The organism is Acetobacter sp. DmW_136, assembly GCF_008690365.1.
GTDB classification, from domain to species: Bacteria; Pseudomonadota; Alphaproteobacteria; order Acetobacterales; family Acetobacteraceae; genus Acetobacter; species Acetobacter oryzifermentans.
Genome location: NZ_VHON01000007.1, coordinates 160,594 through 186,808, shown reverse-complemented (window position 1 = coordinate 186,808; position 26,215 = coordinate 160,594). Strand labels below are relative to the sequence as shown.

At 48.1% G+C, this 26,215-nt stretch carries 29 protein-coding genes and 2 tRNA genes; 12 read left to right on the top strand and 19 right to left on the bottom strand.

The annotated features are described in order from the left end of the window. Positions 1-49 precede the first annotated feature (49 nt). The 5 genes from FKW31_RS03950 to uvrA all read right to left on the bottom strand — a co-directional run bounded on the left by FKW31_RS03950 (position 50) and on the right by uvrA (position 7,268). Complete coding sequence (locus FKW31_RS03950) at positions 50-610, bottom strand: NifU family protein (RefSeq protein WP_150177853.1); 561 nt, start codon at positions 608-610, stop codon at positions 50-52. A gap of 234 nt (positions 611-844) precedes the next feature. Next, positions 845-2,077: a DUF2075 domain-containing protein gene (locus FKW31_RS03945; protein ID WP_150177852.1), complete on the bottom strand. Its 1,233-nt coding sequence runs from the start codon at positions 2,075-2,077 to the stop codon at positions 845-847. An 81-nt stretch (positions 2,078-2,158) separates the two neighbouring features. Continuing rightward, a complete protein-coding gene (locus tag FKW31_RS03940; RefSeq protein WP_006116605.1) occupies positions 2,159-3,457 on the bottom strand; it encodes a YncE family protein in 1,299 nt (432 codons plus the stop codon). A 107-nt stretch (positions 3,458-3,564) separates the two neighbouring features. Next, positions 3,565-4,404: a creatininase family protein gene (locus FKW31_RS03935; protein ID WP_150177851.1), complete on the bottom strand. Its 840-nt coding sequence runs from the start codon at positions 4,402-4,404 to the stop codon at positions 3,565-3,567. Next, a complete protein-coding gene (gene uvrA, locus FKW31_RS03930) occupies positions 4,404-7,268 on the bottom strand; it encodes an excinuclease ABC subunit UvrA (RefSeq protein ID WP_150177849.1) in 2,865 nt (954 codons plus the stop codon). The genes FKW31_RS03935 and uvrA overlap by 1 nt, the downstream gene beginning before the upstream one ends. 238 nt (positions 7,269-7,506) lie before the next feature. On the opposite strand from uvrA, the gene FKW31_RS03925 reads away from it, so the two are divergent. From FKW31_RS03925 to FKW31_RS03910, 4 genes are read left to right on the top strand one after another with little or no spacing between them, the layout of a single operon-like run. Continuing rightward, positions 7,507-8,466 (top strand): tetratricopeptide repeat protein, encoded by a 960-nt coding sequence (locus FKW31_RS03925; protein ID WP_063353241.1) that lies wholly within the window; start codon positions 7,507-7,509, stop codon positions 8,464-8,466. Between the two features lie 14 nt (positions 8,467-8,480). Then, entirely contained in the window at positions 8,481-9,185 is a 705-nt protein-coding gene (locus tag FKW31_RS03920; protein WP_006116601.1) for an LON peptidase substrate-binding domain-containing protein, read from the top strand. Between the two features lie 26 nt (positions 9,186-9,211). Beyond that, a complete protein-coding gene (locus FKW31_RS03915) occupies positions 9,212-9,397 on the top strand; it encodes a Trm112 family protein (protein WP_003623252.1) in 186 nt (61 codons plus the stop codon). A 30-nt stretch (positions 9,398-9,427) separates the two neighbouring features. Continuing rightward, entirely contained in the window at positions 9,428-9,814 is a 387-nt protein-coding gene (locus tag FKW31_RS03910) for a hypothetical protein (protein WP_150177847.1), read from the top strand. 29 nt (positions 9,815-9,843) lie between these two features. Here the strand turns inward: FKW31_RS03910 and FKW31_RS03905 are convergent, their stop codons facing one another. Then, positions 9,844-11,085 carry a multidrug effflux MFS transporter gene (locus FKW31_RS03905; RefSeq protein ID WP_150177845.1) on the bottom strand — a complete coding sequence of 414 codons (1,242 nt, stop codon included), beginning with the start codon at positions 11,083-11,085 and terminating at the stop codon, positions 9,844-9,846. Between the two features lie 135 nt (positions 11,086-11,220). Beyond that, the gene (locus tag FKW31_RS03900) at positions 11,221-11,736 is read right to left on the bottom strand and encodes a Spy/CpxP family protein refolding chaperone (protein ID WP_150177843.1); all 516 of its coding nucleotides are present in this window, start codon (positions 11,734-11,736) and stop codon (positions 11,221-11,223) included. 240 nt (positions 11,737-11,976) lie between these two features. Here FKW31_RS03900 and FKW31_RS03895 point away from each other — a divergent pair, with 240 nt between their 5' ends. Then, on the top strand, positions 11,977-12,456 hold the full coding sequence (locus tag FKW31_RS03895) for a YaiI/YqxD family protein (protein ID WP_063353238.1): 480 nt from the start codon (positions 11,977-11,979) through the stop codon (positions 12,454-12,456). Positions 12,457-12,567: 111 nt separating this feature from the next. Here the strand turns inward: FKW31_RS03895 and pgm are convergent, their stop codons facing one another. The 3 genes from pgm to FKW31_RS03880 all read right to left on the bottom strand — a co-directional run bounded on the left by pgm (position 12,568) and on the right by FKW31_RS03880 (position 15,374). Continuing rightward, positions 12,568-14,235 (bottom strand): phosphoglucomutase (alpha-D-glucose-1,6-bisphosphate-dependent), encoded by a 1,668-nt coding sequence (gene pgm / locus FKW31_RS03890; protein WP_150177841.1) that lies wholly within the window; start codon positions 14,233-14,235, stop codon positions 12,568-12,570. 371 nt (positions 14,236-14,606) lie between these two features. Then, positions 14,607-14,682 (bottom strand) — tRNA-Ala (locus FKW31_RS03885). A 59-nt stretch (positions 14,683-14,741) separates the two neighbouring features. Then, complete coding sequence (locus tag FKW31_RS03880; RefSeq protein ID WP_035353107.1) at positions 14,742-15,374, bottom strand: Maf family protein; 633 nt, start codon at positions 15,372-15,374, stop codon at positions 14,742-14,744. Positions 15,375-15,743: 369 nt separating this feature from the next. On the opposite strand from FKW31_RS03880, the gene hemE reads away from it, so the two are divergent. The 3 genes from hemE to hemJ are packed head-to-tail and all read left to right on the top strand — an operon-like array spanning position 15,744 to position 17,976. Next, positions 15,744-16,823 carry a uroporphyrinogen decarboxylase gene (hemE, locus tag FKW31_RS03875; RefSeq protein ID WP_150177839.1) on the top strand — a complete coding sequence of 360 codons (1,080 nt, stop codon included), beginning with the start codon at positions 15,744-15,746 and terminating at the stop codon, positions 16,821-16,823. Continuing rightward, positions 16,820-17,521: an HAD family phosphatase gene (locus tag FKW31_RS03870; RefSeq protein ID WP_150177837.1), complete on the top strand. Its 702-nt coding sequence runs from the start codon at positions 16,820-16,822 to the stop codon at positions 17,519-17,521. The genes hemE and FKW31_RS03870 overlap by 4 nt, the downstream gene beginning before the upstream one ends. A 2-nt stretch (positions 17,522-17,523) precedes the next feature. Next, positions 17,524-17,976: a protoporphyrinogen oxidase HemJ gene (hemJ, locus tag FKW31_RS03865; RefSeq protein ID WP_035353112.1), complete on the top strand. Its 453-nt coding sequence runs from the start codon at positions 17,524-17,526 to the stop codon at positions 17,974-17,976. Between the two features lie 33 nt (positions 17,977-18,009). Here the strand turns inward: hemJ and FKW31_RS03860 are convergent, their stop codons facing one another. After that, positions 18,010-18,585: an NUDIX hydrolase gene (locus FKW31_RS03860; RefSeq protein ID WP_150177835.1), complete on the bottom strand. Its 576-nt coding sequence runs from the start codon at positions 18,583-18,585 to the stop codon at positions 18,010-18,012. A 96-nt stretch (positions 18,586-18,681) separates the two neighbouring features. On the opposite strand from FKW31_RS03860, the gene FKW31_RS03855 reads away from it, so the two are divergent. The 4 genes from FKW31_RS03855 to FKW31_RS03840 all read left to right on the top strand — a co-directional run bounded on the left by FKW31_RS03855 (position 18,682) and on the right by FKW31_RS03840 (position 21,798). Beyond that, positions 18,682-19,914, top strand: a complete 1,233-nt coding sequence (locus FKW31_RS03855) for an MFS transporter (RefSeq protein ID WP_150177833.1) — start codon at positions 18,682-18,684, stop codon at positions 19,912-19,914. A 48-nt stretch (positions 19,915-19,962) separates the two neighbouring features. After that, positions 19,963-20,547 carry a TIGR00730 family Rossman fold protein gene (locus tag FKW31_RS03850; protein WP_006116589.1) on the top strand — a complete coding sequence of 195 codons (585 nt, stop codon included), beginning with the start codon at positions 19,963-19,965 and terminating at the stop codon, positions 20,545-20,547. Between the two features lie 79 nt (positions 20,548-20,626). Beyond that, a tRNA-Pro gene (locus FKW31_RS03845) sits at positions 20,627-20,703 on the top strand. A 528-nt stretch (positions 20,704-21,231) separates the two neighbouring features. Further along, entirely contained in the window at positions 21,232-21,798 is a 567-nt protein-coding gene (locus FKW31_RS03840; protein ID WP_150177831.1) for a hypothetical protein, read from the top strand. Positions 21,799-22,009: 211 nt separating this feature from the next. Here FKW31_RS03840 and FKW31_RS03835 read toward each other — a convergent pair whose 3' ends face one another. The 8 genes from FKW31_RS03835 to FKW31_RS03800 all read right to left on the bottom strand — a co-directional run bounded on the left by FKW31_RS03835 (position 22,010) and on the right by FKW31_RS03800 (position 26,215). Beyond that, on the bottom strand, positions 22,010-22,210 hold the full coding sequence (locus tag FKW31_RS03835) for a hypothetical protein (protein WP_150177829.1): 201 nt from the start codon (positions 22,208-22,210) through the stop codon (positions 22,010-22,012). Position 22,211: 1 nt separating this feature from the next. Further along, positions 22,212-22,592 carry a hypothetical protein gene (locus FKW31_RS03830; RefSeq protein WP_089179683.1) on the bottom strand — a complete coding sequence of 127 codons (381 nt, stop codon included), beginning with the start codon at positions 22,590-22,592 and terminating at the stop codon, positions 22,212-22,214. Between the two features lie 38 nt (positions 22,593-22,630). Further along, positions 22,631-22,942: a hypothetical protein gene (locus tag FKW31_RS03825; protein ID WP_150177827.1), complete on the bottom strand. Its 312-nt coding sequence runs from the start codon at positions 22,940-22,942 to the stop codon at positions 22,631-22,633. Next, a complete protein-coding gene (locus FKW31_RS03820) occupies positions 22,935-23,114 on the bottom strand; it encodes a hypothetical protein (protein WP_150177825.1) in 180 nt (59 codons plus the stop codon). Before FKW31_RS03820 ends, FKW31_RS03825 begins: the two co-directional genes overlap by 8 nt. Next, positions 23,111-23,668, bottom strand: a complete 558-nt coding sequence (locus tag FKW31_RS03815; protein WP_150177823.1) for a lysozyme — start codon at positions 23,666-23,668, stop codon at positions 23,111-23,113. The genes FKW31_RS03820 and FKW31_RS03815 overlap by 4 nt, the downstream gene beginning before the upstream one ends. A 133-nt stretch (positions 23,669-23,801) precedes the next feature. Further along, on the bottom strand, positions 23,802-24,173 hold the full coding sequence (locus FKW31_RS03810; protein WP_150177821.1) for a hypothetical protein: 372 nt from the start codon (positions 24,171-24,173) through the stop codon (positions 23,802-23,804). Positions 24,174-24,197: 24 nt separating this feature from the next. After that, positions 24,198-25,436 (bottom strand): hypothetical protein, encoded by a 1,239-nt coding sequence (locus FKW31_RS03805; protein WP_150177819.1) that lies wholly within the window; start codon positions 25,434-25,436, stop codon positions 24,198-24,200. Then, positions 25,436-26,215 carry a hypothetical protein gene (locus tag FKW31_RS03800; protein WP_150177817.1) on the bottom strand — a complete coding sequence of 260 codons (780 nt, stop codon included), beginning with the start codon at positions 26,213-26,215 and terminating at the stop codon, positions 25,436-25,438. Before FKW31_RS03800 ends, FKW31_RS03805 begins: the two co-directional genes overlap by 1 nt.

Below are 26,215 nucleotides of genomic sequence, written 5' to 3'. Positions count from 1 at the left end.
TTCTATGCCACGCTTTGAAGCGCGACAAAAGCAGACAGGTGCAGTGTGCTTAATCTACCTGTTCAACAGAAACCACTTCTGGCACGTAATGGCGTAGCATGTTTTCTACACCATGCTTGAGTGTTGCGCGGGAAGATGGACACCCTGAACAAGCTCCCTGCATGGTCAGCCGCACAATGCCATTGCGATAACCACGGAAAACAATATCCCCACCATCACCTGCCACGGCTGGGCGTACGCGCATGTCTAGCAGTTCCTTAATTTGGGTTACAATTTCTTCGTCTTCCGGCGCGGTTGCATCTTCTGTAACCGCCACGCCTTCTGCCACCACAGGATGCCCTGCCACAAAATGATCCATCAGAGTGGACAGAATTTGCGGGCGCAGTTCTTCCCAATCTTCGGAATCTGCTTTTGTTACAGACACAAAGTCGTTCCCCAAAAACACACGGGAAACACCCGGAAGGGCAAACAAAGCCTCAGCCAAAGGAGAACGACCGGCTACGGCATCAGCATCAATAAAATCAATAGTGCCAGCATCGCCCATAACAGCCTGCCCCGGCAGAAATTTGAGCGTAGCAGGATTAGGTGTGCCTTCGGTTTCTATGAACATGACCAGTTGAGCCTGAGTAATGAGGAAAGAGAACTTGTTACCTTTCAGTTGGCATTAGAATGCGTACGAAACAAGTCCTGTATTCAAAGAAAAACAGCTCTTTTGAGGTTAATTTTCTTTGAATAATCAACTTTCCTTAATTTTACATGACAGAATGTTTCCCTTGCCGTTTGGCAAATCTGCCATGCAGTTATGAAGTGATAAGCCCTCGGCCTTCCAGCATTAAGGAAGGGCTTAGCTGCGCAATGATTGCTCTTGCAGCAATTTTTCTCTCAAAGCTGGATCATGCGCGTAAATATAGAGTCCCTTTACGGATCTTGTCATAAGCACATTGATAGCGTTGAGCATGATTTGCTCTTTAACCTGTTCTGGTTGAGCCAAGCCACCTTTGCCCGCAAATGCTGCACCATCTTCATACCGCGCCGGGTCTAGGCGCAAGCAATCTGCTTGTGCATCATACGTAACGGAAGGGCCCAGAATAAGGCCCACATAGTTCAGATCAAACCCCTGCACTGTATAAACAGATCCAACCTCATTGATGGTATCTGGCCGTTCTGCCCAAGGCAATTTTTCGTCTGGTTTTGAGAGATCCCACCGTAAATGAAAACGCCCTTCATCAATAAAGTGCTCTTTTCCATCCAATCTGTATGGGTAATCATAAGTTGCCACAATGCGTGACAATCCATACTGGTTGTTTTTCTGCTTGATCAACTCGTACATTTCTTGAGCATCCTCAAAGCATCTGAAATCAAAGCTCTGCTTTTTTGGGAAAGATGTCACTTTTTTTGAACAGAAATTTTTTATCCACTCCAGAACATCCGTGTTTGCATGCATTCGAAATTGATCTGTCAGATAGAATGCCCTTGCCGGGAAACCTTCTAGTATTTTTGAAAGCGTTTTTTTATTCCAATAACTTTTAAACTTTAAAACCTGTTTTTCATCAAACACAAGGATAACAATACGAGCAAGTTTTATAATCTCTTCCAAATGATTGTTTTGGTTAAATCTATTGTATTTATCAGAATGTGTTAAAAGAAGATGTGCTTCATCAATCAGAACAACATCTGCCCTTTTTCCTAATTTATTCATTTTATTTATAAATGTTGTTGGGCGTTCAAAATCCTTTTTCCTGATATATGGGAAATCTTCTGAAATATTCGTATATAGCTTCATCATTTCAGGATGATTCACAATAAGATAATTTTCTTTCCCCGAAAAACAGCCTCCCAGATGATCATTCCTGGACATACGCTGCAAATCATTAAAAATAGAATTTATAACAAGACTTTTTCCCGTTCCTGCATCACCTTCGATAACAAAAATAGCGTGTTCATCTTTTTGATGATCTTTGCAAAACTCAAGAATATCTTTCTTCAGCAACTCCTGCGCAGGAGATAATTTTTGAAATGAAGAAAGTTTCTTTTTTGCATTATTATTTTCAATATTTTCATTCTGAAAATCAGACATACCGCTTTCCTATATCCCATAAAAAAAGCCTTTCTTGAAACAAGAAAGGCTTTTTTCAAAAACATTATTTAGGTTCTACTTTTAACGCAAAATACCTGTATGACCGATGCAATACCGGCCAGGCTGCGGCCATACAGTAAGACCGTGGGGTTCCGCACCAACCGGGATTTTGATCATGGAACCATCATCGGTGTTGATTCTGTAAACAACATCATCAAACCGCCCGGAAAGCCATAGGCTTTTACCATCTGCGCTTACATTCCCCATATCGGGGCTACCCCCACCAGGAATAGGCCAATCAGCCACAATCTTGTTGGTTGCAAAATCAATTACAGAAACACCACCAGCCTTGCTATGCGGCTTACCATGAATTTTATGAGAACCACGGTTAGCTACATACATTTTTGTACCGTCGCGGCTAGGATACAAACCGTGCGTACCCACACCCGTATGGATAAAGCCTGTTTCCTTAAACGTATCCCCATCAACAAGGAAAACGCCGTCTGCCATCATATCCGCAACGTAAAAGGTTTTTCCATTTGGAGAGATCAGAATATCCTGTGGCATACCACCACTTGAAAGCGCCAGATAACCCAAAACTTTCTTATTTACAGTGTCAACTTTTACAAGATGCCCCCCAAATTCACATGTGAAAATGGCATAACGTCCATCAATCGAGAAATCAGCATGATTCACGCCCTTACATTGCGGAACTTCAACAGATTCCTGCAAAGCCATTGTATGCGGGTCTCTAAAATCCAGCCGCTTACGCGCCTCTGCTACAACAATGGCTGATTTGCCATCTGGCGTAAAATACATGTTGTAAGGATCGTCCACCTGCACAGCTGGCCCAGGCTTGGCTGTGCGCGGATCTATTGGCGTCAGGCTACCATTTGTTGTGCCTTCTGCATTATTGGTTACCCATAATGTGCGTAGATCCCACGATGGCACAACGTGTTGTGGGCTTTTACCAACAGGAAAACGATCCACTACTTTTGAAGTTGCAGGATCAATAACAGAAACATCATTTGAGCGCAGATTTGGCACATAAATACGCGCTGGATCTTGTGCTACTTCCGGTGCAATATTATCGGCCCGCGTTTCACTATAAAGGTTATTTGGATCAATAACGGGGGGCATACCCGGTATTGTTTCAATCTTTGTAGCTAAAGTTGTTGCGTTTTCCGGAACAGGGGTAGAAACGGGTGCGGTTACAGGTGCAGGAGCTTCAGCCACCGGAGGCTGAACCGGCGGAGCCACCGGCGTTGTATCCTGCGCAAATGCTGCCGTTCCAGCGCTCATTACCGCAGCTAAAGTCGTTGCTGCTATCAAATAGGCTTTGGAAGCCATTACACTATACCTCATTATCTCTGGCACCATGATTTATCTATTATATCAGGTTGGATTTATCATGGTGCCTTAATAAGGTCTATTCTAATCTTTTTTAAGTAGAAAACCTACCTTCTACTCTATAAAACAACTTCCACTTATTTATTTCGCGCATCGTTAATAGCAGAAATTGCCGCAGTTATCTGCATATTGATACCTATCTGCCCCAAACTGGCCGATGCTTTACGCGGATCTCCCCCATAAATACCCTGCACGCTGGATGGCGTGCCAGATTTTTGTAATGCATCCAGTCTTACCATTGTTGGATCAATCGCCAGCATGAGTGATGTATCACTTATATCTGCATGCATACCAACATCTTTTGCATATCCATGCTGGCTAAGCCACTGAGCATACTGATGCGGTATAACGCTATAATATTGCTTTACATAAAGAGCCTGAGCTTGGGTGCCAAACCACTCCTTATTAAGTTGCGTAGCCACTTTATCCAAAGATTTCTGATAACCGCCATGATCGCCAATAAAAACAATCAGACGGAACCCTTGTACCTGAAAACTTTTTGCCGCAGACGCCATCAATTTCTCAAAAACATCTGCGGGTATTGTGATGGTTCCCGGAAACTTCATGTGCGAAGTGCGGGGAGAAATCCCACCTTCTGGAACATATGAAACAACTGGTGCTACAAGGGTTTTTCCGGATTTTTCAGCTATCTTTTGCGCTATGTCCATAACACGCGTGTTATGTTTGCCAACAGCTATATAGGGCCCACTCTGTTCTGTTCCACCAACGGGAATAATAATAGTTGTAACCCCGCACGCAATATCAGACTGAATTTCTGTCCATGTCTGTTTTTCAAACAGCACAGAAGAGGGCAGGGCAGAGCATGCTGTTTCTGCCACTGCATTGCGCGTTTCTGCTCCATTTGCAAACAGAGCAGAAAACCCGATAATAGCTAAAGAAAAAAAAGATTTTTTCATTATTTTTTCACTAACAGTGGAGCAAGAAACCGACCTGTGTAACTTTCGGGGCATGCTGCAATATCTTCTGGTGTACCTTCGGCAACAATTTGTCCACCACCATCACCACCTTCTGGGCCAACATCTATAATCCAGTCTGCCGTTTTTATAACCTCCAGGTTATGTTCGATCACAACAACTGTGTTTCCCTGATCAACAAGAGCATGTAAAACCTCGAGAAGTTTTCTTACATCTTCCGTATGTAACCCTGTTGTTGGTTCATCCAAAATATACAGAGTGCGCCCCGTTGCCCTACGAGCCAGTTCCTTGGAAAGCTTAACACGCTGCGCTTCTCCCCCTGAAAGGGTCGTGGCCTGCTGCCCTAATGCGACATATCCCAACCCAACTTTTTGCAAAATGGCCAACCTATCCCTAATACGAGACTGGGCCGAAAAATAAGGGAGAGCTTCATCCACACTCATGGCAAGCACATCGGCAATGGATTTACCGCGGAACTTAATATCAAGTGTTTCACGGTTATAGCGTTGCCCTTTACAGGCATCACACGTTACAAACACATCTGGCAGAAAGTGCATTTCAATTTTAATAACACCATCACCTTGGCATGCTTCACAACGCCCACCTTTTACATTGAAGGAAAAGCGGCCGGGTTTGTAACCCCTTGCTTTACTTTCAGGAAGTTCCGCAAACCAATCTCTTATGGGTGTAAAAAGATCTGTATAGGTTGCCGGGTTGGAACGCGGTGTGCGCCCAATAGGGGATTGGTCAATATCAATAATCTTGTCTAGCAGCTCCATCCCCTTAATGCGCTTATAAGGTTCTGGAGATGTGCCTGCCCCCATCAACTGGCGAGAAAGTGCTTTATAGAGTGTATCAATAACCAGTGTAGATTTTCCGCTACCCGATACACCAGTTACACAGGTGAACGTACCAAGCGGAAAACGGGCTGTTACATTTTTCAGATTATGGCCCGTAGCACCTTCAACTGTCAGAATTTTCTTTTTATTTATTTTCCGACGTTCAGCAGGAACATCAATTTTCTTGCGCCCAGAAAGATAGGCACCTGTCAAACTATCGGGAGATTTGGCAACCTGTGCTGGTGTACCTTGGGCAACAATTGTACCACCGTTCACGCCCGCACCCGGCCCCATATCCACAAGCCAGTCTGCACTTCTAATGGCATCTTCATCATGTTCAACAACAATCAGAGTATTTCCAAGGTTTTTCAAACGCTGCAATGTGCCAAGCAGACGTTCATTATCACGTTGATGAAGGCCAATAGAAGGTTCATCCAGAACATACAAAACACCTGTCAGCCCGGAACCAATCTGGCTAGCAAGACGAATACGCTGGCTTTCCCCCCCAGAAAGGGTTGCTGAACTTCTTGAAAGGGTAAGATATTCCAATCCCACATCATCAAGAAACTTCAAACGTTCTAAAATCTCACGCAGGATACGGCGTGCAATTTCGGCCCTTTGCGGCGTAAGGGTTGGCAGAACTGTATCAAACCAATCCAGAGCTTGCCCTATAGGTAACTCACAGGCTTGTGCAATATTCTTATGAGCTACACGCACAGAAAGCGCCTCTGGCCGCAATCGCGCACCTTCACACACATGACATGCTTTTTCAGATTGATATCTGGAAAGTTCTTCCCTTACCCACATGCTTTCTGTAGTGCGCAAGCGTTTTTCTAAGCTTTTAATAACACCTTCAAATGGTTTGGAAACAACATAGCTTTTCCTGCCATCTTTATAGGTGAAATCTACATTTTCAGAAGTGCCATAAAGAATACCGTCTCGCACATTTTCTGGAAGATCCTTCCATGGTGTATCCATATTTACAGAAAAATGCTGTGCCAAACTTTCAAGCGTCTGTTCCAATAATGGAGATTTCGCATCTTTCCATGGCGCTATAGCACCTTTTGTAAGACTAAGGCTTTCATCCGGCACAATAAGATGTGGGTTGAAGTAGGTTTCCACACCAATGCCATCACAAGCCGGACACGCCCCTTGTGGCGCATTGAAAGAAAATAGCCGAGGCTCAATTTCTTCCAGTGTAAACCCACTTACTGGGCAGGAAAAATGTGATGAGAAAACAAGCTTTTCTGTTTTCTTGTTTTCATTTTTTGAAACTTCTTCAGCATACACAATGCCATCAGAAAGCCCCAAGGCTGTTTCAAGGCTGTCTGCAAGGCGCGTTTCAAGCCCTTCTTTTACCACAACACGGTCAACCACAACTTCTACAGTGTGGCGTAACTTTCTGTTCAGGCTAGGAACATCATCAACTTCGTACAGCGTTCCATCTACTTTTACGCGTGTAAAACCTTTACGCTGAAGCTCTGCCAGTTCCTTCCGGTATTCCCCTTTTCTATCACGAATAACGGGAGAGAGAAGCATCAGGCGTGTTCCCTCCGGCAACGCCATAATACGGTCAACCATCTGGGTGACTGTTTGCGCTTCAATTGGCAACCCGGTAGCTGGAGAATATGGCACGCCTGCCCGCGCCCAAAGCAAGCGCATGTAATCGTAAATTTCCGTAACAGTACCAACGGTAGAACGCGGGTTTTTTGATGTTGTTTTCTGCTCAATAGAAATTGCCGGAGAAAGACCCTCTATGGAATCTACGTCCGGCTTGCCCATCAACTCCAGAAACTGGCGCGCATAGGCCGAAAGGCTTTCCACATAGCGGCGCTGCCCTTCAGCGTAGATTGTATCAAACGCCAAAGAAGATTTGCCAGACCCAGAAAGCCCAGTCATGACTGTCAGCTTATCACGCGGGATATCAATATCCACGTTTTTTAGATTATGAACTCGCGCACCACGCACCCGGATGCTCTGCTGACCGGAAAATTCTGATTTTTTCATGTAAGAAATCTGCCGCCGTTCCTGTTTTGTCCTAGTATGCCGCCTAAGGCCACCTTCATGCAATGCGTGATAAGGCGGCGACAGCCATTGTCTTTAATCTGATATGGGCAAGCCATGCCCTAATTGCCATTGCGCATCATGCTCTGATTGACCATCTAGAACATATAAACAGATCAAAGTCGGCCAGAAGGATATTTTCCATACTGACCGCAGCATTGGATTAAGGATACAGGAACATATGGAACACCTTCTCGGTCAGCCGCAGTCTGATACACAAAACGGCACCATAGCACCTCAGAGCACGGCACCTGTGATTACGGATGGGTCTCAGGCCACATTCATGCAGGATGTGATTGAAGCAAGCCGTTCTGTTCCTGTGTTGGTTGATTTCTGGGCAGATTGGTGTGGCCCCTGCAAGCAGCTTGCTCCTGTGCTGGAAAAAGTGGTGACAGCAGCACGTGGCAAAGTGCGCTTGGTTAAAATTGATATTGAAGCAAACCGTGCTCTAGCTGGGCAGCTTGCGCAGGTTGGCTTGCCGCTACAGTCTATTCCATTGGTTGCGGCCTTCTGGAAAGGGCAGATTCTGGATCTGTTCCAAGGCGCTTTGCCGGAAAGCGAAATCAAGAAGTTTGTCGAAAACATTCTAAAAAGCAGCGGTGGCGGCATTCTGCCTGCAACAGAACAACTGCGTGAAGCAGATGTGGCGCTGGAAACTGAAATGCCAGCCCGTGCGGCAGAACTGTATTCCTCTGTTATTGGGGAAGAGCCAGAAAACCCACGTGCATGGGGTGGGCTTATCCGCGCGATGTTGGCGCTGGATGATGAAGATGCCGCTGTTGCCGCTCTGGCAGATGTACCTGCTAAAATAACCGATAGCCCGGAAGTGGCTGGCGCACGTGCTGCGCTGGACCTGAAAAAGGAAGGACGTAAGGCGGCAGAGGAAATGGAAAGCATTCACGCACGCCTTGCCGCCAACCCGGAAGATTTTGAAGCACGCTGCGAACTGGCAACAGCCCTGAATGCTGCCGGAAAACGCGAAGAAGCCGCGAATGAACTGCTACATATCATCAAGGCAGACCGTAACTGGAAGGAAGGGGCTGCCAAGCAGCAACTTCTGCGTTTTTTTGAAGCATGGGGCAATGAAGAACCCGCAACTGCGGTTTCGCGCCGTCGTCTGTCCTCCATGCTGTTTTCATGAGGATGTAAAACTTTTTGGCTGCAGTATTTTTTCAAGATGAAGATGACATCCCCCGGCGGGTTCCCAAACTAGGGGATGTCACTTTAGCCGATATCCCTCCGGAAATTGGTCTGTTTCCGTTAAGCGGCGTTGTTCTTCTGCCACGCGGAAGACTGCCGCTTAACGTGTTTGAACCACGCTATATTGCATTGGTGGAAGATGCACTGGCAACGCAGCGCCTGATAGGCATGATCCAGCCGCGTTGGCGGGAAGAAGAAGATGAAGCGAACAGCGCCCCGCCACTGTACCCCATAGGGTGCCTTGGCCGGATTGTTTCCTTTACTGAACGCGCCGATGGAACTTATGCCGTTACACTTGCAGGCCTTACGCGCTTTAGGCTCCTGCGTGAAACAGGAGAAACACGTGGGTATCGGCAAGCAAGGATAGATGTTTCCACTTTTGCTGGGGATCTGAACGAAATTCCGTCTGCTCCGTTTGACCGGGAAAAGCTTCTGGGCTCTATGCGGCGTTACTTCCAGAAAAAAGGGCTACAGGCACGTTGGTCTCTGCTGGAACAGATGGATGATGATATCTTGCTTGTAACATTGCCCATGATCTGTCCTTTCCCTCCGGCAGAAAAACAGGCATTGCTTGATGCCGAAGATTTAACTGACCGTGTGCGGGTGCTGCAAACACTGCTAGACCTGTCTGGTCCGGAACAGGAAGGCCCGCCTTCCTGAACCTTTTACTGAGGAACAGAGAACTGATGTCTGACACACCTCCGCTTGATTCCCGGCTTCTTTCGGTGCTTGTGTGCCCTGTTACCAAAGGGCCTCTGACTTACAATGCTGAAACAAATGAACTGATCAGCAAAAAAGCTGGTCTTGCCTTTCCTATCCGTGATGGCATCCCCATCATGCTGCCAGATGAAGCACGCCGCCTAGAAAGCTGATCTCACAGCTTTCTCTCTTTCTCCTTTACAATGAACCCGTCCATGCTTCTGGCGAAAAAAACAGGCACCCTGATCGGAAACCTTCTATTGGTCTCTCCACTGCTGGTGGCATGTCACGGGCCTATTGAGGGAGAAAATATTGACGTTCCCCCTGAGCGGCCAGGACGCTTTTTGCCCGAAGCTGCTCCGGCAGAAGCCAAGGCGGCAGAACAGGAAGAAAACCTGCGAGAAGCTCAAGCCGCCCGTGAGGGCAAGCCAGCAGAGGCTCAGCCCCCCAAACCTGAAGAACGTTACGAAACACTGCCCGATGCAGATTCTGGCGCTGCTGGATCCATGGAAACAGAAGACGGGCATACTGTTACCCCACAAACCCAAGCTATTTACGGCAAACCGTCTGATAGGTCTTCTAGCCATTAACGTCAGAGATTTTCCCTGCGCGCTTTAATTTAATATTCATGCTCTGCTTTGTCTGTATGCCTGCGGCGCAGGATATTGGCACAGACCATGCCGATAACACCTATCATCATGCCAATAGCTGTTGGAATAGCGCCGCCTCCGGGCAAAATACCCACCAGAACACTGCTTAATGAGCCAAGGCTAAACTGCATTGTGCCAAGCAAGGCAGAAGCACTACCTGCCTGATGTGCATGGCGTGAAAATGCCATTACGGTACCGTTTGGCCCAATAAACCCCAATGCGCCGGTAATGCATGTAATCAGCCCGCATGTCAGCCACGGATGCGCAAGACCTGCCAAACCGGAACAAGCCACTACCACAAAAATGCCGCCCATCACCAAAGCCCAGACAATGGCGGCCTCTAGCAAAGCAGGCATGGCAAACCTATGCACAAGTCTGCCGTTAATCTGGGTTCCCAAAATAAAAGCGGCAGCATTTGCACCAAAAAACACGCCAAAAGCTGTGGGAGAAAAATGAAGAACCTGTTCAAACAGAACGGGCGCGCTTCCCAGATAGGCGAACATCACAAAAGTAGAAAATGTTGTGATAAGCGCATTGGAAAGAAAAACAGGTTCACGCAGGATCGTGCGGTAACGGGTAAAAATTTCGAAGGGCGCCAAGCGCATCCGATGCGCGGAGGACAGCGTATCTGGCAGCATGTATATAATGCCAACCATACCCAGAATGGCGTATAGGGTGCCACTCCAGAATATCCACCGCCAGTTCCCAAATTCCAGCACCAAGCTCCCCATGCTGGGGGCCAACACAGGCATCACACCAAACACCAGTGTAAGCTGCGCCATAATATGCGCACCTTTTTTGCCGGTTGCCACATCTCTTACAATGGCACGCGGAATAACTGCGCTGGCAGAACCACCAAATGCACCAATAAAACGCATGATACAGAACAGATGATAATCCCGCACCACAGCACACATGGCAGATGCAACAGCAAAGACTGCAAGCCCTATAACCAAAGGAACCTTGCGCCCAAACCTATCTGACAGCGGGCCTTGAGAGAATTGACCAAACGCCAGCCCTAGAAACCATGCCCCCAGCGTAAACTGAGCAGAACCAGCGCCACCGCCCAAATCCCGTTCAACATCAGGAAAAGCCGGAAGATACATGTCTGTAGCAAGCGGGCCAATTGCCGTAACAAGCCCCAAAAGCAGGATAAGCTGCAGCGGCAGCCCATTTTTAAAAAGGGCAGGATGGGTAGAAGATGTTGTCATGATATCAGGCACCGAGAAAAAACGTTCTGTTTTTTCTCTTGATCTGCACCATTTGTCTATGAATGCAGACACAACGCATCAATGCTAAGGCATAAAAAAAAGCTGCCAGATATTCTGGCAGCTTTTTGTAGAAGCTTATTTGCTTTCGGTTGGAGCCGGAGGTGCACCGTTTCCGCACATTGGCGGCATCTGGGGTTCAGGGCGTTCGGCAATCTGCTTCAGCTGTTTCTTGGTCAGAATATCATGAACCTGCGTTTCAACCTGCAGGCGCTGCGTTGCGCGCTCGGTCTGCATGGTGCTGATCTGCTGTTCAATCTGCTGCAACTTAGCCTGATCAACCGGCCCCGGTGTTGTCAGCACTTCACGTTCCTGCTGGTGCAGGCTGTGAATCTGCTCCATGTCCGCTTTCGGGTCTGAAGGCTTGTTTGCGTCAAAAATAGCTTTCAGCTTTTTCTTCTGAGCAGAGGTCAGCTTCACGCCATCCAGATTCAGAATAGGGCCACCCATACCATGATGATGCATCGGACCACAGCCCGGGCCACCCGGCGGAGGTGCGCCAACAGCCGGAGAGGCTTCCTGTGCGTGTGCAAAAGAAACTGCTGAGGTCATCATTCCCAGCGTCAGCGCTGTAGCCATCAAAACTTTTTTCATCAGATTCGCCTTATAAAATCTTTACCGTAACAAAGTGCATAAACACCTTGTCTGCTTTTTGACTAATGACAAAGGCTTGTGTCTGAAAAAAGGCATAAATTTAAAAGAAAAATGTTCTGCTTTTGCTTCTGGATAGAAAGATTGCGTGCAAAGTATCCCCAACTTTACATAAAAGGAAGAGATTACCCCATGCTAAAGTCGTAATTTGCGATTGCAGCCTTCCTGCTGCACATTAGCTATATGATTCGTATTTTTGTTGATTCTGATGCATGCCCCGTAAAAAACGAGGTCTATCGTGTGGCCAGTCGTTACAATCTGCATGTTTTCATTGTCTCAAACAGAATGATTATGGTTCCAGATTCACCTCTGATTGAGCGCATAGTGGTAGATGCAGGGCCAGACATGGCAGACGATTGGATTGCCGAGCGCGTATCAGACAGAGACATCGTGATTACAGCAGATATTCCGCTGGCAGCGCGATGTGTTGAAAAAGGCGCCTATGTTCTTGAGCCTAAAGGGCGAATTTTGGATGAAGATGCCATTGGTATGGCGTTGGCAGTGCGTAACCTGATGACAGATTTGCGTTCAGCCGGTGTCATGACACCGGGTGGAAGCGTATTTGGAAAAACAGATCGATCCCGTTTTCTTTCCGCTTTGGATACGCTGGTAACTAAAGCACAAAAGCCCCGTTTACGCCCACTGACATTTCCAAATGAATAAGTAGCTTAAGCAGTAGAAGAATAAAACGCCTGCCGGTACACTTGATGCTTACTGAGGAGCCGCCAACACCAACCATGCCCCAATGAAGGGACATGGGAAGTGATGCTAAAATCAGCCCGCTTTCTTTTCAGCTACCTGAGCAAACAATGCAGAAATTGCGTTTTGCGCTTCAGTCTGGATAGCCTTGAGGTGTGCCTCGCTCTTGAAGCTTTCAGCATAGATTTTATAGACGTTTTCTGTACCCGATGGACGCGCAGCAAACCAGCCATCTTTAGCTGAAACCTTCAGGCCACCAATGGCTGCCCCGTTACCCGGCGCGTTAGTTAGGGTCGTGATGATCGGCTCTCCCGCCAGTTCGGTCATGCCGATCTGCTCAGGAGACAGATTTTTCAGGATAGCCTTCTCCTCCGGAGTAGCCGGGGCATCAATCCGCGCATAGTACGGCGTGCCGAGACGTTTTGTCATGTCCTCATATGCAGCCCCGGGGGTACGCTTGGTACGAGCGGTCATCTCGGCTGCAAGTAGGCCAAGAATAATGCCGTCCTTATCTGTACTCCATACCGTACCAGCACGGCGCAGGAAGGACGCGCCCGCGCTTTCTTCCCCACCAAAGCCCAACGTGCCGTGGTACAAACCATCAACGAACCACTTGAACCCGACCGGCACCTCCACCAACTTGCGGCCGATTTCATTAGCCACGCGATCAATCATGCCGCTGCTAACCACCGTTTTGCCCACGCCTGCATGGGCGTTCCAGTTTTCACGGTTTTTGAACAGGTATTCAATCGCGACGGCAAGATAGTGATTGGGGTTCATAAGCCCGTATTTACCCGACACAATGCCATGACGGTCAGCATCAGTATCATTAGCAAAAGCGATGTCGAACTTGTCCTTCATCCCGACCAAGCGGGCCATAGCATAGGGAGAAGAGCAATCCATGCGGATCTTCCCGTCCCAGTCAGCAGTCATGAAACGAAAGGTCGGATCTACTTCCTTGCTAACAATCGTAGCATTGATGCCGTATTTGTCTATGATCGGCTGCCAGTAATCCACTGCAGCCCCACCTAGCGGGTCGATACCTATGGACACGCCGGATTCCCGAATGACATCCATGTCCACCACGGCAGCCAAGTCATCCACATACGGGGTGATGTAGTCATGGCGCTTTGTGGTGGGAGCTTTCAGCGCCTCTTCAAGGCCGATGCGCTTTACGCCTTCCATGTTCTTGGCCATGTAGTCGTTGGCCGCGTTTTCCACCACCTTGGTAATATCGGTATCCGCTGGCCCGCCATGGGGAGGATTGTACTTATAGCCACCATCTTCCGGCGGGTTATGCGATGGCGTAATAACCACGCCATCAGCCAAATCACTGCTGCGGTCGCGATTATAAGTCAGGATCGCGTGCGAGATGACGGGCGTGGGAGTATAGCCATCCTGCGCATCAATGCGAACTTCCACACCATTTGCCGCAAATACTTCCAGCGTGGATTTTAACGCTGGCCGCGAAAGCGCATGAGTATCAATGCCGATAAATAACGGCCCAGTAATGCCCGCGCCCTTGCGATAGTCAGCTATCGCCTGACTGATCGCCAGAATGTGGTTTTCATTGAAACTGGTGGTCAACGCAGACCCACGATGCCCCGACGTACCAAACGCAACGCGCTGCGTTGCAATAACGGGATCAGGCTTGCGGGTGTAATAGGCATCAAGCAAGGCATCGATATTAACAAGGCGGTCTGGATCGACCGGCTTGCCGGCAAATGGGCTTATGCTGGGCATTAGCTGCTCCCGAAATACAATACGAAAAAGCGTATATTTTCTTACAGGCCGATATCAACAGCGTCCACCTACATCCCCAAGTAGGGCGACCTGACGACACATAGAAATTGCATCACGTCTTCAAAACAGAAACACTAGGTAGAAATTTCCACCATGAAAGTGCCTTATATTTATATTGAGGCGCATTACACAGAATATAGTGTTCTCAATTTTATAATATAAGTATTCACATTTACTTAATAATTGTGTATGTTTCATGCCAAAATATAAGATATATATTTGGTAAGAATCTATATTATTTATCTTACAGAAGGTAAAAACCTATAAGTGATTACTATCTTCGTAATTTTATTGGATATTTCGACGGGAACTGGTGGAGCCAATCGGGATCGAACCGACGACCTCCTGAATGCCATTCAGGCGCTCTCCCAACTGAGCTATGGCCCCACATCGTTCTTGTGCACAGCCTCTTACATGGTCTGCCCATAACAGGCAAGCCCCTATTTTCAGTAAAAAATCACCTTCATCTCTCTCAACACTTCAAGAAGCGGCAGAAGAGGCAACCCCTGAATGGAAAAAGAATCTCCTTCTATATACGCAAAAAGCTGCAAACCTGGCCCTTCCAACCGATATGCACCCACAGAAGCCAGACACGCAGGGCCTTCGGTTTGCAAATAGGCGTCCAGAAAAGCTTCAGAAAACAAACGCATGGTCAAACGGGGCTGGTCAACATGCTGCCATACCACCTGACCATTCCGACAGAGTGCAACCGCCGTATGTAAAATATGGGTATGGCCTCTTAACGCCAGAAGTTGCTCACGGGCCTGCGCCAGATCCTTAGGCTTATCATACCATATGGAATCGCAGGACAACATCTGGTCTGCGCCAATAATAAAAGCATCTGGCTGCTGGACAGAAAGCGCCTTGGCCTCAGCCAACCCAAGAGCTACAGCCTCAGGCTTCCATCCCTCACGTTTGCCTGCAGCTTTAAGGATGTCTTCATTTACATCTCCAACCTGGACATCAAAATCCAGTCCAACATCCTCAAGCATCTTGCGCCTAGAAAAAGAACCACTCGCCAAAAGCAGTTTCGAATCTCTGTTCTGTAATGGAGTCGGCATTAGTACTAAATCCTGCATCAATTCGAGTCCCGTTCAGGTACTCGTAAAAAAATGGCCTGTGAGTACTCACCTGAGTACCGGGGTACATGTGGATTGTACGGAACTCATAACTGCGACGTACCGAGTACCGGGCACAACCCTTTAAAACGATAAACCGGTGAGTTGTACACAGCCCCGTACGGGTACTTTCTGGATAACTTCAAAAAGTCCTTGTTTTCCAATACCCTAAAATTTGTACACAGTGTGGGAAAGCTGGGGTACATTTTTGGAATACCGGGTACCCCACCATTCACAGTACTTTTAAACAACTACAAACCTATTTCTTTCTTTTTTTATAGGAAGAGGGGCGTGGACAGCGTGAACAAAGACGTGGCAGGACATCGAAGCATGATGACAGACGAACATATCCCCTCCGCCAAACGGCTTTTAAGAACACTCAATGGTGAAGCCTTGTGGCCGCCTCCGATGTGGCTGATGCGGCAAGCTGGTCGCTTTCTGCCAGAATTTCGGGCCATGCGTGCCAAAGCAGATTTTCTGACACGCTGCATGACACCAGATATTGCAACAGAACTGACATTGCAGCCGATCAAACGTTTTGGAATGGACGGCGCTATTCTGTTTTCCGATATTCTGATTTTACCATGGGCGATGGGACAATCCCTTGAATTTGTAGAAGGTAAGGGCCCTATACTGGGTGCTATTCGCTCTGAGCAGGATCTGGCCAAGTTGGATCCTGCGCGTATTGCCGAGATTACAGCGCCTGTTTTGGAAACTCTGACACGCTTGCGTAAAGAACTGAATGGCCCGGACAAAATTGGTGTTGCACAACCAGGCGCAACCACTTTGCTTGGTTTTACGGGCGCTCCCTTTACGGTTGCCTGTTACATGGTTGAAGGGCATGGATCTCGGGAGTTTGCTGTTACCCGGCAGATGGCTTACGCGGAACCTGTTCTGTTTGATCGGTTAATGGATTTACTTACCCAAACAACAGCCGAATATCTTTGCAAGCAGATTGAAGCAGGTGCTGAAGCTGTCATGCTATTTGATTCGTGGGCTGGCCTGTTATCTCCCTCAGAATTTCGCAAACACGTTATTGCGCCATCTCGCCAGATTGTTCAGGCTATTAAAGCCCGACATCCTTCTACCCGTATTATCGGGTTTCCGCGTTTAAGTGGTGTATTGGTTGCCGAATATGCACGAGAAACCGGCGTAGATGTTGTGGCGCTGGATACAGGGGCAGATATAGAAATTGTGCGTTCCATGCTGCCAGAGCATGTTGGAATTCAAGGTAATCTGGACCCGGTTTCTGTATTGGCAGGTGGAGATGCCATGAAGCGTGAGGCACTGGCTATTCGTGAAGCTGGCCGAGGGCGTGCTCATGTTTTCAATTTAGGTCATGGTGTGTTGCCACAAACACCTGTTGAACACGTTGCAGAATTGGTAAACACGATAAGGGAAACAGCCTGATGGCAGAACAACCACTCGTTCTTTCCCCTCAAGGGCATCTCAAACTTATTATTTTTGATTGCGATGGTGTTCTGGTTGATAGCGAAGAAACATGTTGTCGCATCAGTGCAGAAGAAGCTCGGCGCGTTGGTATGAACGTGCCGGATAAACAAGCAGTAAAAGTATTTTCCGGCATGGCATTGCCGGGAATACAGCACATGATTGAGCAGGAAACTGGCGCAAAGCTGGGGGCTGGATGGGCAAGCATGATGCAAAAACGCTTTGTGGTTGCCATGAAAGAAGGTGTTGAACCTGTTGAGGGCGTTTATGATATGCTCAACAGTATTCAAAAAATGGGTGTTCCTGTAAGGGTTGCATCCAATTCATCTCAAGAAGAGATGGACGCAAAGTTTTCTATTACCAATCTTGAGCACTTTTTTAAAAACCGTATCCACTCAGCAAGAGATATGGGAATTCCAAAACCCAAACCTGATGTGTATCTGAAAGCCGCAGAAGAAGAAGGTGTTTCTCCTGCAGAATGTCTTGTACTGGAAGACAGTGATACAGGTGCACGAGCAGCCGTTGATGCCGGAATGGCTTGTGTGATGCTAAGGCCAGAAGGAAATTCTATTCCAAAATGGGATAATATTTTAAGAATTAACCATCTTTCACAATTTGCGCCTTTGGTTCAGAAAGCTTTGCAACAGCAAGGGCGTTGATGATGGTTATAGATGCCCTTTTGCCGTGGTTACGTTGGCTGATAGCTTTTCATATCATGTCTGTTATGGCGTGGATGGCCGGGTTATTTTATCTGCCACGATTATTTGTTTATCATTGCCAGGTTGCTGTTGGATCACAGGAAAGTCTGCGGTTTAAAATTATGGAACGCAGACTTTTGAAAGCAATTATGACACCGGCTATGTGTGCTAGCCTGTTTTTTGGTGTGCTACTTGTGTTGACCCCGGGTGGGGTAAATTGGCATGCGGGATGGTGGCATACAAAACTTACTGCTGTATTCTGTATGTTTGTTTTTCATGGGTGTTGTGCGCGTTGGTGTAAAGATTTTTCTTCTGACCATAATAGGCATTCAGAAAAATTTTATCGTATTGCCAATGAAGTGCCAACTATCTTGATGATGATTATTGTTATTATGGTTGTTGTTCAACCATTTTAGAAAAATCCCCTGTAAATCAGGGGATTTTTATTTTTATATCATATTTTTAATACGTAAAAGACCAAATGCAGCTAAGCTGACCATACAGGTGATCTCATTTTTACGTATCATATTTTCTACTTCTGAAAGAAGAAAAGTATGACATGTCATACCTTGTTCGGTATCCTCTAGCTGACGGGTACCTTGGGTTAATCCTGTGGCCAAATAGACGTGACCTTTCTGGGTAGAATATCCTGCTCCCTGATAAACAATGCCTGCATGTTGTAATGTTTGGGCTCGTAAGCCTGTCTCTTCTCGTAATTCACCTGCGGCAACATCTTCTATTTTGGCATCTGGTTGAGCCTCCCACATGCCCATTGGTAACTCCCATAGCCGTTTTTTAATGGGATAACGGTATTGATTGACCAAAGTTACAGTTGGATGGCCATCTGTAGATGCGCCCAAAGGAAGGATAACAACAAAGTCGCCTCTTTCTACAATGCCATAAAGGCCATCTTTACCATTAGGTAAGCGGATGATGTCTTCCCGCACACGGGTCCATGGGTTTTCATAAGCAATGCGGGTGGAAACGGTGATGTAACCTTCATCATCAGGTGAAGACATATTCATGCTGGATTCCTAAGTTTTGCTTTGCATTCGCCTATCATATGCGAGCAAATTGGTACGGATTCTGATTATGTCATACCATTACCATGAAGGAATGTAATGAACGGAAATAATAATATTGAAGGAGCACCAGATACAGCAGGAAAAACGCTATGGTCTATTTTTGCCATCGTAGTTTTTACTTTGCTTTGTTACGTAGAAATCGGTTTACAAATGGCAGTTGTGCCATTGTTTGTAAAAGAACAGTTGGGATTTAGCTCAGCGCTCGCAGGGTTTGCTGTTTCCGTTCAGTATCTGGCCACATTTATATCCCGTGTAGGAGCTGGCCGGCGGATAGATACACGTGGCCCTAAAAGGGTTGTCATTGCAGGGCTTTTTCTGGGTGCGCTTTCTGGTTTGTTCATCATGCTTGCGCCTTCCATGATGGCCTGGCCTGTCGGGGCTTTGGCAATTGTTCTATTGGGCCGTATTTTTTTGGGCATATCTGAAAGCTGGGTTGCGACTGGTGTTATTGTCTGGAACATTCAGAGGGTAGGGGCACCCGGAACCGCCCGTGTTATCTCCTGGAATGGTGTGTGTTCTTATGGCGGCATTGCATTGGGGGCGCCTATTGCCATGATGATTTATCAGTCTCATGCTGCATTAGGTGGTTTTTGGGGCATAGGCCTGTGCTGTATGCTGATGCTGCTTTTGGGGGTGCCGTGGGCATGGCATCAGGTAGCAGTTAAACCGCTTTCCCCATCTACGGGTAAGCGCCATTCCTTTATGACAGTTTTTGGTCAGGTTGCACCATATGGCATGGCTCTGGCTGCGGGTTCTATTGGGTTTGGCGCTATTTCATCCTTGCTGACGTTGTATTTTGCTGATCAGAACTGGAGTGGGGCTGCAACTGCATTATCTATTTTTGGATGTGTTTTTGTTTTGACACGGTTTGGTTTTACAACTCAGATAACAAAACGTGGTGGCACAATTGTTGCATTGGTTTCCTTACTCATAGAAAGTTTGGGCTTATGTGTATTGGCTATGGGGCATTCACCTGTTTGGGCAAATATAGGGGCTGCGTTAACGGGAGCTGGTTTTTCACTTTTGTTTCCTGCTTTGGGGGTAGGGGCAGTAGCCCGCACAAAGCCAGAAAATAAAGGCATTGCTGTAGGCGCATTTTCTGTTTTTCTTGATATCGCCCTTGGCCTATCAGGACCCGTTTTAGGCTTTATTATTCCGTTTTGGGGATATCAGGGATTGTTTTTAACAACAGCACTTATGAGCCTGATTGGTGTGGGAATATGTGCTTTTGTTTATCGTAAGGAAAATGGACAATCCATTTTACCGTAAGAAACAGATCTCTAAAACTTTAGAAACTTATTTGGAGGAACATAAAGAATGACAATTGATGTGCGTGCAGTCGCCGTGTTCTGTGGTTCCCGCATGGGGGCAAAGCCTGTGTATCAGCAGGCAGCGCAGGAAACGGGCAAAGAATTGGCCAAGGCCGGAATCCGGCTGGTATATGGGGGCGGTGCAAATGGGCTGATGGGGGTTGTGGCCCATGCTGTTATTCAAGCAGGTGGCAGTGTTACGGGTGTTATCCCTGAATTTTTAAAAACCCGTGAAAAAATGAATGAAGACGTTTCTGAACTGATCGTTACAGATTCCATGCATACCCGTAAGCAGATCATGTTTTCACGTGCCGATGCTTTTTGGATTTTGCCCGGTGGTTTTGGAACATTTGAAGAGCTTCTGGAAATTCTGACATGGAGACAGCTTAAACGCCACGATAAGCCCATCGTGCTTATTAACGTAGATGGATGGGGCGATAAGGTTGTAGCCATGCTTGATGAGGCGGTGAAACAAGGATTTGCCTCAGTAGATGCGAGATCTTTGTTGAGCGTTGTGCCGAATGCTGCCGCGGCTCTGGAATGCTCCCGCGTTACAGAGCATACAGAAGCGTTGGGTATGGATGTGATGTAAAATAAAATGGAGCAAGGGTAGGAAGGCTCATTTCTACTCTTGCTTCTCAGGCCAGAGCGCTGTATAGGCAGCGTGTAATCGGAGTGTAGCTCAGCCTGGTAGAGCACTGTGTTCGGGACGCAGGGGCCGGAAGTTCGAATCTTCTCACTCCGACCAAGTTTTTCCTTGAAAAATAAACATAAACAACAGTGCTCACTTTACCATGTGAACACAATACCGCGTTTAGCAGCATATCATTAATAGCTAAAGCGCTACCTAATGGCCAATCTTGGTCTTGAAGCAAATTTCAATTATATGACCTTCTGTTATATCGTTAGGTCTTGCGCTGTTACTTTTTTGTAATGATAAGAGCGCAGATTCATTGATGTGAAAATTTAATAAGAAATTTTAGGTGGTTGAGATGCCAAGTAGGCAACCCATTACAGACGGAATGTGGGATACAATTCAAGATGTAGCTGCAACCACTGCCCACACATATCCGTTAGTAACATTATGTGTTGTTTGCTTAACCAGCATAACCATAATAGCAATAATTTGTGGATCGTGGTTTTTGATACAAAAGTTGAAGCTAAACGGGGACGTGCAAAAGCACGCTATTGACACTATATCTAATTCAACGCTTTCTAATTCTCATAAAGCGCACTTTATAAATATTATTTTAACCAACGCAAAGGAGAAGAAAAAATGAGTTTTCTTGTCGTTGTGCTGGTGATCTGTCTTCCAGCCGCCGCTATAATCTCATTAGCTATGGCCCTAAGAGCACGCACAATGCTACTTAACGCAGAAGCTGCTGCTCCGTATCGTAAGGCTGCGATTGATATTGGAGTAAGCTTAGTCGCCAACGAGGCATTGGATGAAAAAACAAGATTGATAGGCAGAAGGATTGTTGAGCTCGCTTCTCAGCCTACAATGCAAATTTCTGTGTCTACATCTACTCAGCCCGATGAAACGTTTGATGAATTTAAAACGAAGCTTGTGGGTGAGTGTGGGGCAGCCGGCAATGAGATTGCTCAGGCAATTTCTATGTTGAGTATTGCTTTGGTTTTGCAGCATCCTCTTCATGGAATGTTCCTAAGAAAACTAGGTCTTTCAAATTCAACTACTTTGATAGATTCCCTTTTAAGTAAACGCCATGAAGCCGTGCAAAAACTAGATGAGATGTCAGCACGGAAATATGCGGAGCATTTAGCTGAAGGGACACCTAAATTTGAACAGGTGACAGAGAGTCTTGGCCGAATGATTGTCGCCTGAAACCCAGCAACTATTTGGTATTCCTCACTCGTTCACTTCCCGTTATAACCCTGCCAGCCAAGAGCCTGTCCGCTACCTACGGCGGCTCTTGGTTAGCCTTTCCACCAAAAATCAGACCTCACTACCAACATCCGCCAACCTACCGCCAGTGCGATAGTGGCGAGGAAAACTCCCCCGCCACCAACAATCATCCCGCATTCAAAGTCCGGCGTCATGCGGACTGGATGGCTGCGTTATCAGCTTGGCACTTGGCAAAGATGGCTTCAATATCTGCCACAGTTGGGCCAGTCTTGCTCTTGGACTGCTCAATGGCCTCTTTCACCGTTTCGTAAACTTCTGGCCCGTATTTTTCGGCCAGACCAGCTACGGTACCAACTACGCCCAAGATGGCGCTGATTTCTGTTGCGTTCATGTTATTTGCTCCCGCCAAGAGCTGCGCAGGCATCCGGCGTGGTGCCGGTTTTCAGGCCTGCCCAGCAGGTTTCGAATGAAAGAAAATCGGTCTGGAGTGCGTTCACACCCGTCTGGGTGATGCTGTTGCCGTGCTCAATGGAGGTTTCCAGAGACGCGATTTCATTAAACACGGTCTGGCTTGCCCGCTTGGCAAGATCCTTTTGCGTGTCCGTTAGGGTGATGCCCGGCACGTTGCCTTTAATGGCATCGGGAATCGGCTGCGCCAGAACGTGGTAGGAACTGTCCACATCGTAAACAGTCTGGCTTAACTTGGCTTGTGGCGTTGCGCCACAAGCAGCCAGAAGGGGCAGCAGCCCCAGAGCGAGGAATGCTTTTTTCATTTGTATCGTCTTTCTTGGATAAAGATGAGAGGCTAACTTTAGTTAGCTTTTGGTTCCGATGGCGTGGCCGCAGCCTTTGTGCGCATCAGGATGGCTGCATTGGCGGCTTGGCCCCAGTTGGCAGCAAAAAAGTTAAGCGCCCGGTAAACTGGCCATAACTTGGAACCGGCAGGCGGTGCAGGGATCTGCGTTGCCACAAACCCCAGAATAGCTGCGGCGCTCAGGCCAATTTCCACCCAATGGGCATATGGCTGAGGCAGTTGCGTAAGCGCCAGAACCAATGTGCTGGCAATGCCACCCGCTTTTGCCGTTTGCGCAATGGTCGCCCTGGCTGTTGATGTGTCAGCCATGGCCAGCACCACGCAGGCTCACGGGCAGCGTGTTGATATCAACGTGTTCAATGAAGATATTTTCTTCATTAAGGCGAAAACCGCTTTGCCGCAGGCGTTGGGCAAAACGGTCAAACAGCAGATCTGCCAGGCAATCTAGTTCATGCCGGGACAGAGGATCTCGCTCGCTCATGTGTTCTCCTGCACGCGGTCTAATTCCGCCGCGTTGAGTTGATCTGTGGACGTGGGGGAGGGTGCAGGCGCTACTGGCTGCGGATTGCAGGGGTTAACCCCGCTCCAGAGCAGCCATTCAGCATGGCGCCGTGCCGTAAGGCCCGGTTCTGTAATCAGCTGGCCATTTTTGTGCATGTGGTTCCACAGCAGAAGCTGATCACTGGCCGCAATATCGTGGCCCGCGTTCAGATCTCTCAACAGGGTGGAACCTGCCAGTGCTGCTGTGCCCAGGTTATACTGGAAATCCAGCAGCGCACCCTCTCGGTTGGGCGAAAGCTGCGTGCGCACTAATTGGCGCAGCTTTACCCGCAGGCCTGCCAGCGTGAAAACCAGCAATGTTTCGGCCTGTTTTTGCGTAATAGGCGCAGTTTTGGCCGTTACGGCGGCCCCGTTGGCCAGGGCACGATTGCCATAACCAATAGTCCAATAACCGGCTGGGCAAATGTATGGATGTAGGCGCAGGCCCTCGTACTCGCGGCACAGGCATGCCGCCAACTGGATGGAATCATTCATCTGTTTTTCCGGATACAAAAAAAAGGCCGCTCAATGGCGGCCGGAGTGGGCGTATTTCAGTTTCAGACTTTTTCAGACTCTTTCAGCTCTGAAAAAGTCTGAACAATTCTGAATTGACAAATAGGATGGTCAGCTACGGATGGCTGAACAGGTGGTAAAGTGCTGCGGCCAGCGTTGCGATGCCGGTTGGCCCCAGCATACTGGCAACCCACATGGTCAGGCGCGTGGCACCGGCACGCTCGGCATCATCAATGGCCATTTTGTCGATCTTGGATAAAATCAGCGTATCCCGCTTTTCTAGCGCGTCCGTGCGTGCCGCCAGGGCAACGCGAGCATCACGCTCCGCCCGCTGGTCTTTTTTCACCTCACTGATATCCCCCTGCATAGTGTCGAGTTTCGCCAGGACGGCGCGCAGATCCGCACCATCGTTTTCTGCTGTTGGCATGATGTGTCCTGATACAAAAAAGCGGCCTAAAGCCGCTGGAATATGCTCACGTATGAACATGAGGCTGAGCTTGCCGTTAGGGCGTCAAGCGAGATCACCCACTGCAAAAAACCGTAACGTTGGGATGGTGACATTAGAGCCTGTCTGCACCTGGAAATTTGTGGTTGTTATGTTGCGTATGCAGGCATAGTGGACGTTAACGGCGCTCACATCCTGACACCATACCGCAGGCGTGTTTTTAAATGTCTGTGGTAAATCCAGGGTAGTTTCTGTTGCCACATTATCCACTGTCCACGTCAGCAGTGTACCGCCGGGTAGCGATGGCAAATCACTTTTGAATGCAACATTCGAGCCGCTTTTCTGAAATGTGCCAGACCCCAGAATATTTATACCGCCGTCTGCCGTAATCCGCAGCACATTTGCTTTTGTGTCACCCACATTGGAATAGATATCCAGCACGCCATCCGTGGCTGTGCCAGTTGGGCGATACCATGTGGCGTAGCCGGGCGCATCTGCATTGGTCATCTGGAAATATCCAGTGCCAATGGAAACAGTTAAAGCGCTCATAGCGCCATCTGTTTTGTTAACCTTGGCGCTATCTAATGCCAAAGCAACAATCTGGGTATTTCCATTATAGGCCAGATACGGGAGGCCATCAGCAGGATTTACGCATAATGACGTGCCAGCCTGAGCATTGGCGATACCGGGATTTGCGTTTTGAATACACGCGCCAATCAGCGCATTAACTTTGGCCACACCATATGCGCCGTATGTGGTGCCGTTGGCTCCTGCAAAACCTATGCGTGGAAAGCCATTTTCTGTGGTGAGATCAACCCACAACGCATTTACCGCCGTATCTGTGTTAGCCAATCCAGTTGCCAACCTGAGATACCGGCTATCTGCCTGTACTGCTGGCACAGCCTCCTGAGATGAAAAATCATCTACATTCTGGACAAGCGTTTTGCCTTTTACTGTCAGGCTGCCTGCCAGCTCTAGAGATCCATCCTGCTCCAGCACAGCCACCATTTCGGCTGGAATTTCGTTATAAACCTCAACAGAACCGGGAAAATTGAGCGCGACTTTGGTGCCCGCCGTGTTCCCCAACACGGTGGAGCGTGCCAGTGTGCTGGGTGTGCCGACGGTAAGCGTGCCAATACCCCATTCTGCCTGAGACCCATCATCGGCAAAATACAGGACATTCCCGCCATTTGGGAATGCTGTAGAAAATGCCCGCCGATTTGCCTCGGCACCGTTAAGTGTAAAGCCGCCCGTGCCGGGTGATGTGGCTGTCTCCAGCACATAATTGCCAAGTTGTGCTGCCATTACAGACGCTCCGTTAGAGTGAGGGTGAGGGAATGCCGATCTGCTGGCCCGTAGGGGTTGGACAGATCTCCGCCGCTGAGTGTCCCGAACAGGGATTTCTGTGCCAGCACATCGGTTGTGGCATCAGGATCTGGCACAAACAGGATGTTCTGGCCGGTAGCCGCCGCCTGCAATGCCTGATCCAGCACTGCTGCATCAGCATCACCCAGAGAATCGTGCACGATGGACAATTTGCGCTGATACCAGCGGCCAGAAACAAATTCCGAACCGCCTAGCGTGGTAACAGTATCTTGCCCCAGATTGCTGCCAGCCGTGCTTTGCGTGCTGAAATTGCGAACCGGCTGGAACAATGGCCCGGCAAATGCCAGCGGCACAGACAGGAACCCATCCGGGTTGGCAGTATCCGTTATGGTGACTTCACAACGCTCATCAGTTGCAATGCTGGGCAAGATGTAAACACACTGGCCGTTTGCCACATTGCACGGGCCTGACCAGTCTGTGTGCCAATCCACGGCCCACCAACTGTTGATACTACCCGTGCGAATACGCCACGTTGCTGTAGCACTTAAATTTGTGCGGTGCAGGCTGATGGCCTGCCATTGTGCCCCAGAAACACCAGAGAGTGTGAGCACCGCAGATGTGCCCGGCGCACGCCAGCCCAGGCTTGGCGCACCCTGCTGGTTTTGCAGGTTTGTTACCGGCAGCCCGGATACCTGCGCACTGGCAGCCAACGTGGCACGCAGCACGTTGTTTTGCCAGCCAAAACCACAATTTTGCAT

Excerpts from the sequence above, each read along its gene's own strand:
- FKW31_RS03950 (WP_150177853.1), bottom strand. The coding sequence starts at position 610 with ATGTTCATAGAAACCGAAGGCACACCTAATCCTGCTACGCTCAAATTT.
- FKW31_RS03945 (WP_150177852.1), bottom strand. The coding sequence starts at position 2,077 with ATGTCTGATTTTCAGAATGAAAATATTGAAAATAATAATGCAAAAAAG.
- FKW31_RS03940 (WP_006116605.1), bottom strand. The coding sequence starts at position 3,457 with ATGGTGCCAGAGATAATGAGGTATAGTGTAATGGCTTCCAAAGCCTAT.
- FKW31_RS03935 (WP_150177851.1), bottom strand. The coding sequence starts at position 4,404 with ATGAAAAAATCTTTTTTTTCTTTAGCTATTATCGGGTTTTCTGCTCTG.
- uvrA (WP_150177849.1), bottom strand. The coding sequence starts at position 7,268 with ATGAAAAAATCAGAATTTTCCGGTCAGCAGAGCATCCGGGTGCGTGGT.
- FKW31_RS03925 (WP_063353241.1), top strand. The coding sequence starts at position 7,507 with ATGGAACACCTTCTCGGTCAGCCGCAGTCTGATACACAAAACGGCACC.
- FKW31_RS03915 (WP_003623252.1), top strand. The coding sequence starts at position 9,212 with ATGTCTGACACACCTCCGCTTGATTCCCGGCTTCTTTCGGTGCTTGTG.
- FKW31_RS03910 (WP_150177847.1), top strand. The coding sequence starts at position 9,428 with ATGAACCCGTCCATGCTTCTGGCGAAAAAAACAGGCACCCTGATCGGA.
- FKW31_RS03905 (WP_150177845.1), bottom strand. The coding sequence starts at position 11,085 with ATGACAACATCTTCTACCCATCCTGCCCTTTTTAAAAATGGGCTGCCG.
- FKW31_RS03900 (WP_150177843.1), bottom strand. The coding sequence starts at position 11,736 with ATGAAAAAAGTTTTGATGGCTACAGCGCTGACGCTGGGAATGATGACC.
- FKW31_RS03895 (WP_063353238.1), top strand. The coding sequence starts at position 11,977 with ATGATTCGTATTTTTGTTGATTCTGATGCATGCCCCGTAAAAAACGAG.
- pgm (WP_150177841.1), bottom strand. The coding sequence starts at position 14,235 with ATGCCCAGCATAAGCCCATTTGCCGGCAAGCCGGTCGATCCAGACCGC.
- FKW31_RS03880 (WP_035353107.1), bottom strand. The coding sequence starts at position 15,374 with ATGCAGGATTTAGTACTAATGCCGACTCCATTACAGAACAGAGATTCG.
- hemE (WP_150177839.1), top strand. The coding sequence starts at position 15,744 with ATGATGACAGACGAACATATCCCCTCCGCCAAACGGCTTTTAAGAACA.
- hemJ (WP_035353112.1), top strand. The coding sequence starts at position 17,524 with ATGGTTATAGATGCCCTTTTGCCGTGGTTACGTTGGCTGATAGCTTTT.
- FKW31_RS03860 (WP_150177835.1), bottom strand. The coding sequence starts at position 18,585 with ATGAATATGTCTTCACCTGATGATGAAGGTTACATCACCGTTTCCACC.
- FKW31_RS03855 (WP_150177833.1), top strand. The coding sequence starts at position 18,682 with ATGAACGGAAATAATAATATTGAAGGAGCACCAGATACAGCAGGAAAA.
- FKW31_RS03850 (WP_006116589.1), top strand. The coding sequence starts at position 19,963 with ATGACAATTGATGTGCGTGCAGTCGCCGTGTTCTGTGGTTCCCGCATG.
- FKW31_RS03840 (WP_150177831.1), top strand. The coding sequence starts at position 21,232 with ATGAGTTTTCTTGTCGTTGTGCTGGTGATCTGTCTTCCAGCCGCCGCT.
- FKW31_RS03835 (WP_150177829.1), bottom strand. The coding sequence starts at position 22,210 with ATGAACGCAACAGAAATCAGCGCCATCTTGGGCGTAGTTGGTACCGTA.
- FKW31_RS03830 (WP_089179683.1), bottom strand. The coding sequence starts at position 22,592 with ATGAAAAAAGCATTCCTCGCTCTGGGGCTGCTGCCCCTTCTGGCTGCT.
- FKW31_RS03825 (WP_150177827.1), bottom strand. The coding sequence starts at position 22,942 with ATGGCTGACACATCAACAGCCAGGGCGACCATTGCGCAAACGGCAAAA.
- FKW31_RS03820 (WP_150177825.1), bottom strand. The coding sequence starts at position 23,114 with ATGAGCGAGCGAGATCCTCTGTCCCGGCATGAACTAGATTGCCTGGCA.
- FKW31_RS03815 (WP_150177823.1), bottom strand. The coding sequence starts at position 23,668 with ATGAATGATTCCATCCAGTTGGCGGCATGCCTGTGCCGCGAGTACGAG.
- FKW31_RS03810 (WP_150177821.1), bottom strand. The coding sequence starts at position 24,173 with ATGTTCATACGTGAGCATATTCCAGCGGCTTTAGGCCGCTTTTTTGTA.
- FKW31_RS03805 (WP_150177819.1), bottom strand. The coding sequence starts at position 25,436 with ATGGCAGCACAACTTGGCAATTATGTGCTGGAGACAGCCACATCACCC.
- FKW31_RS03800 (WP_150177817.1), bottom strand. The coding sequence starts at position 26,215 with ATGCAAAATTGTGGTTTTGGCTGGCAAAACAACGTGCTGCGTGCCACG.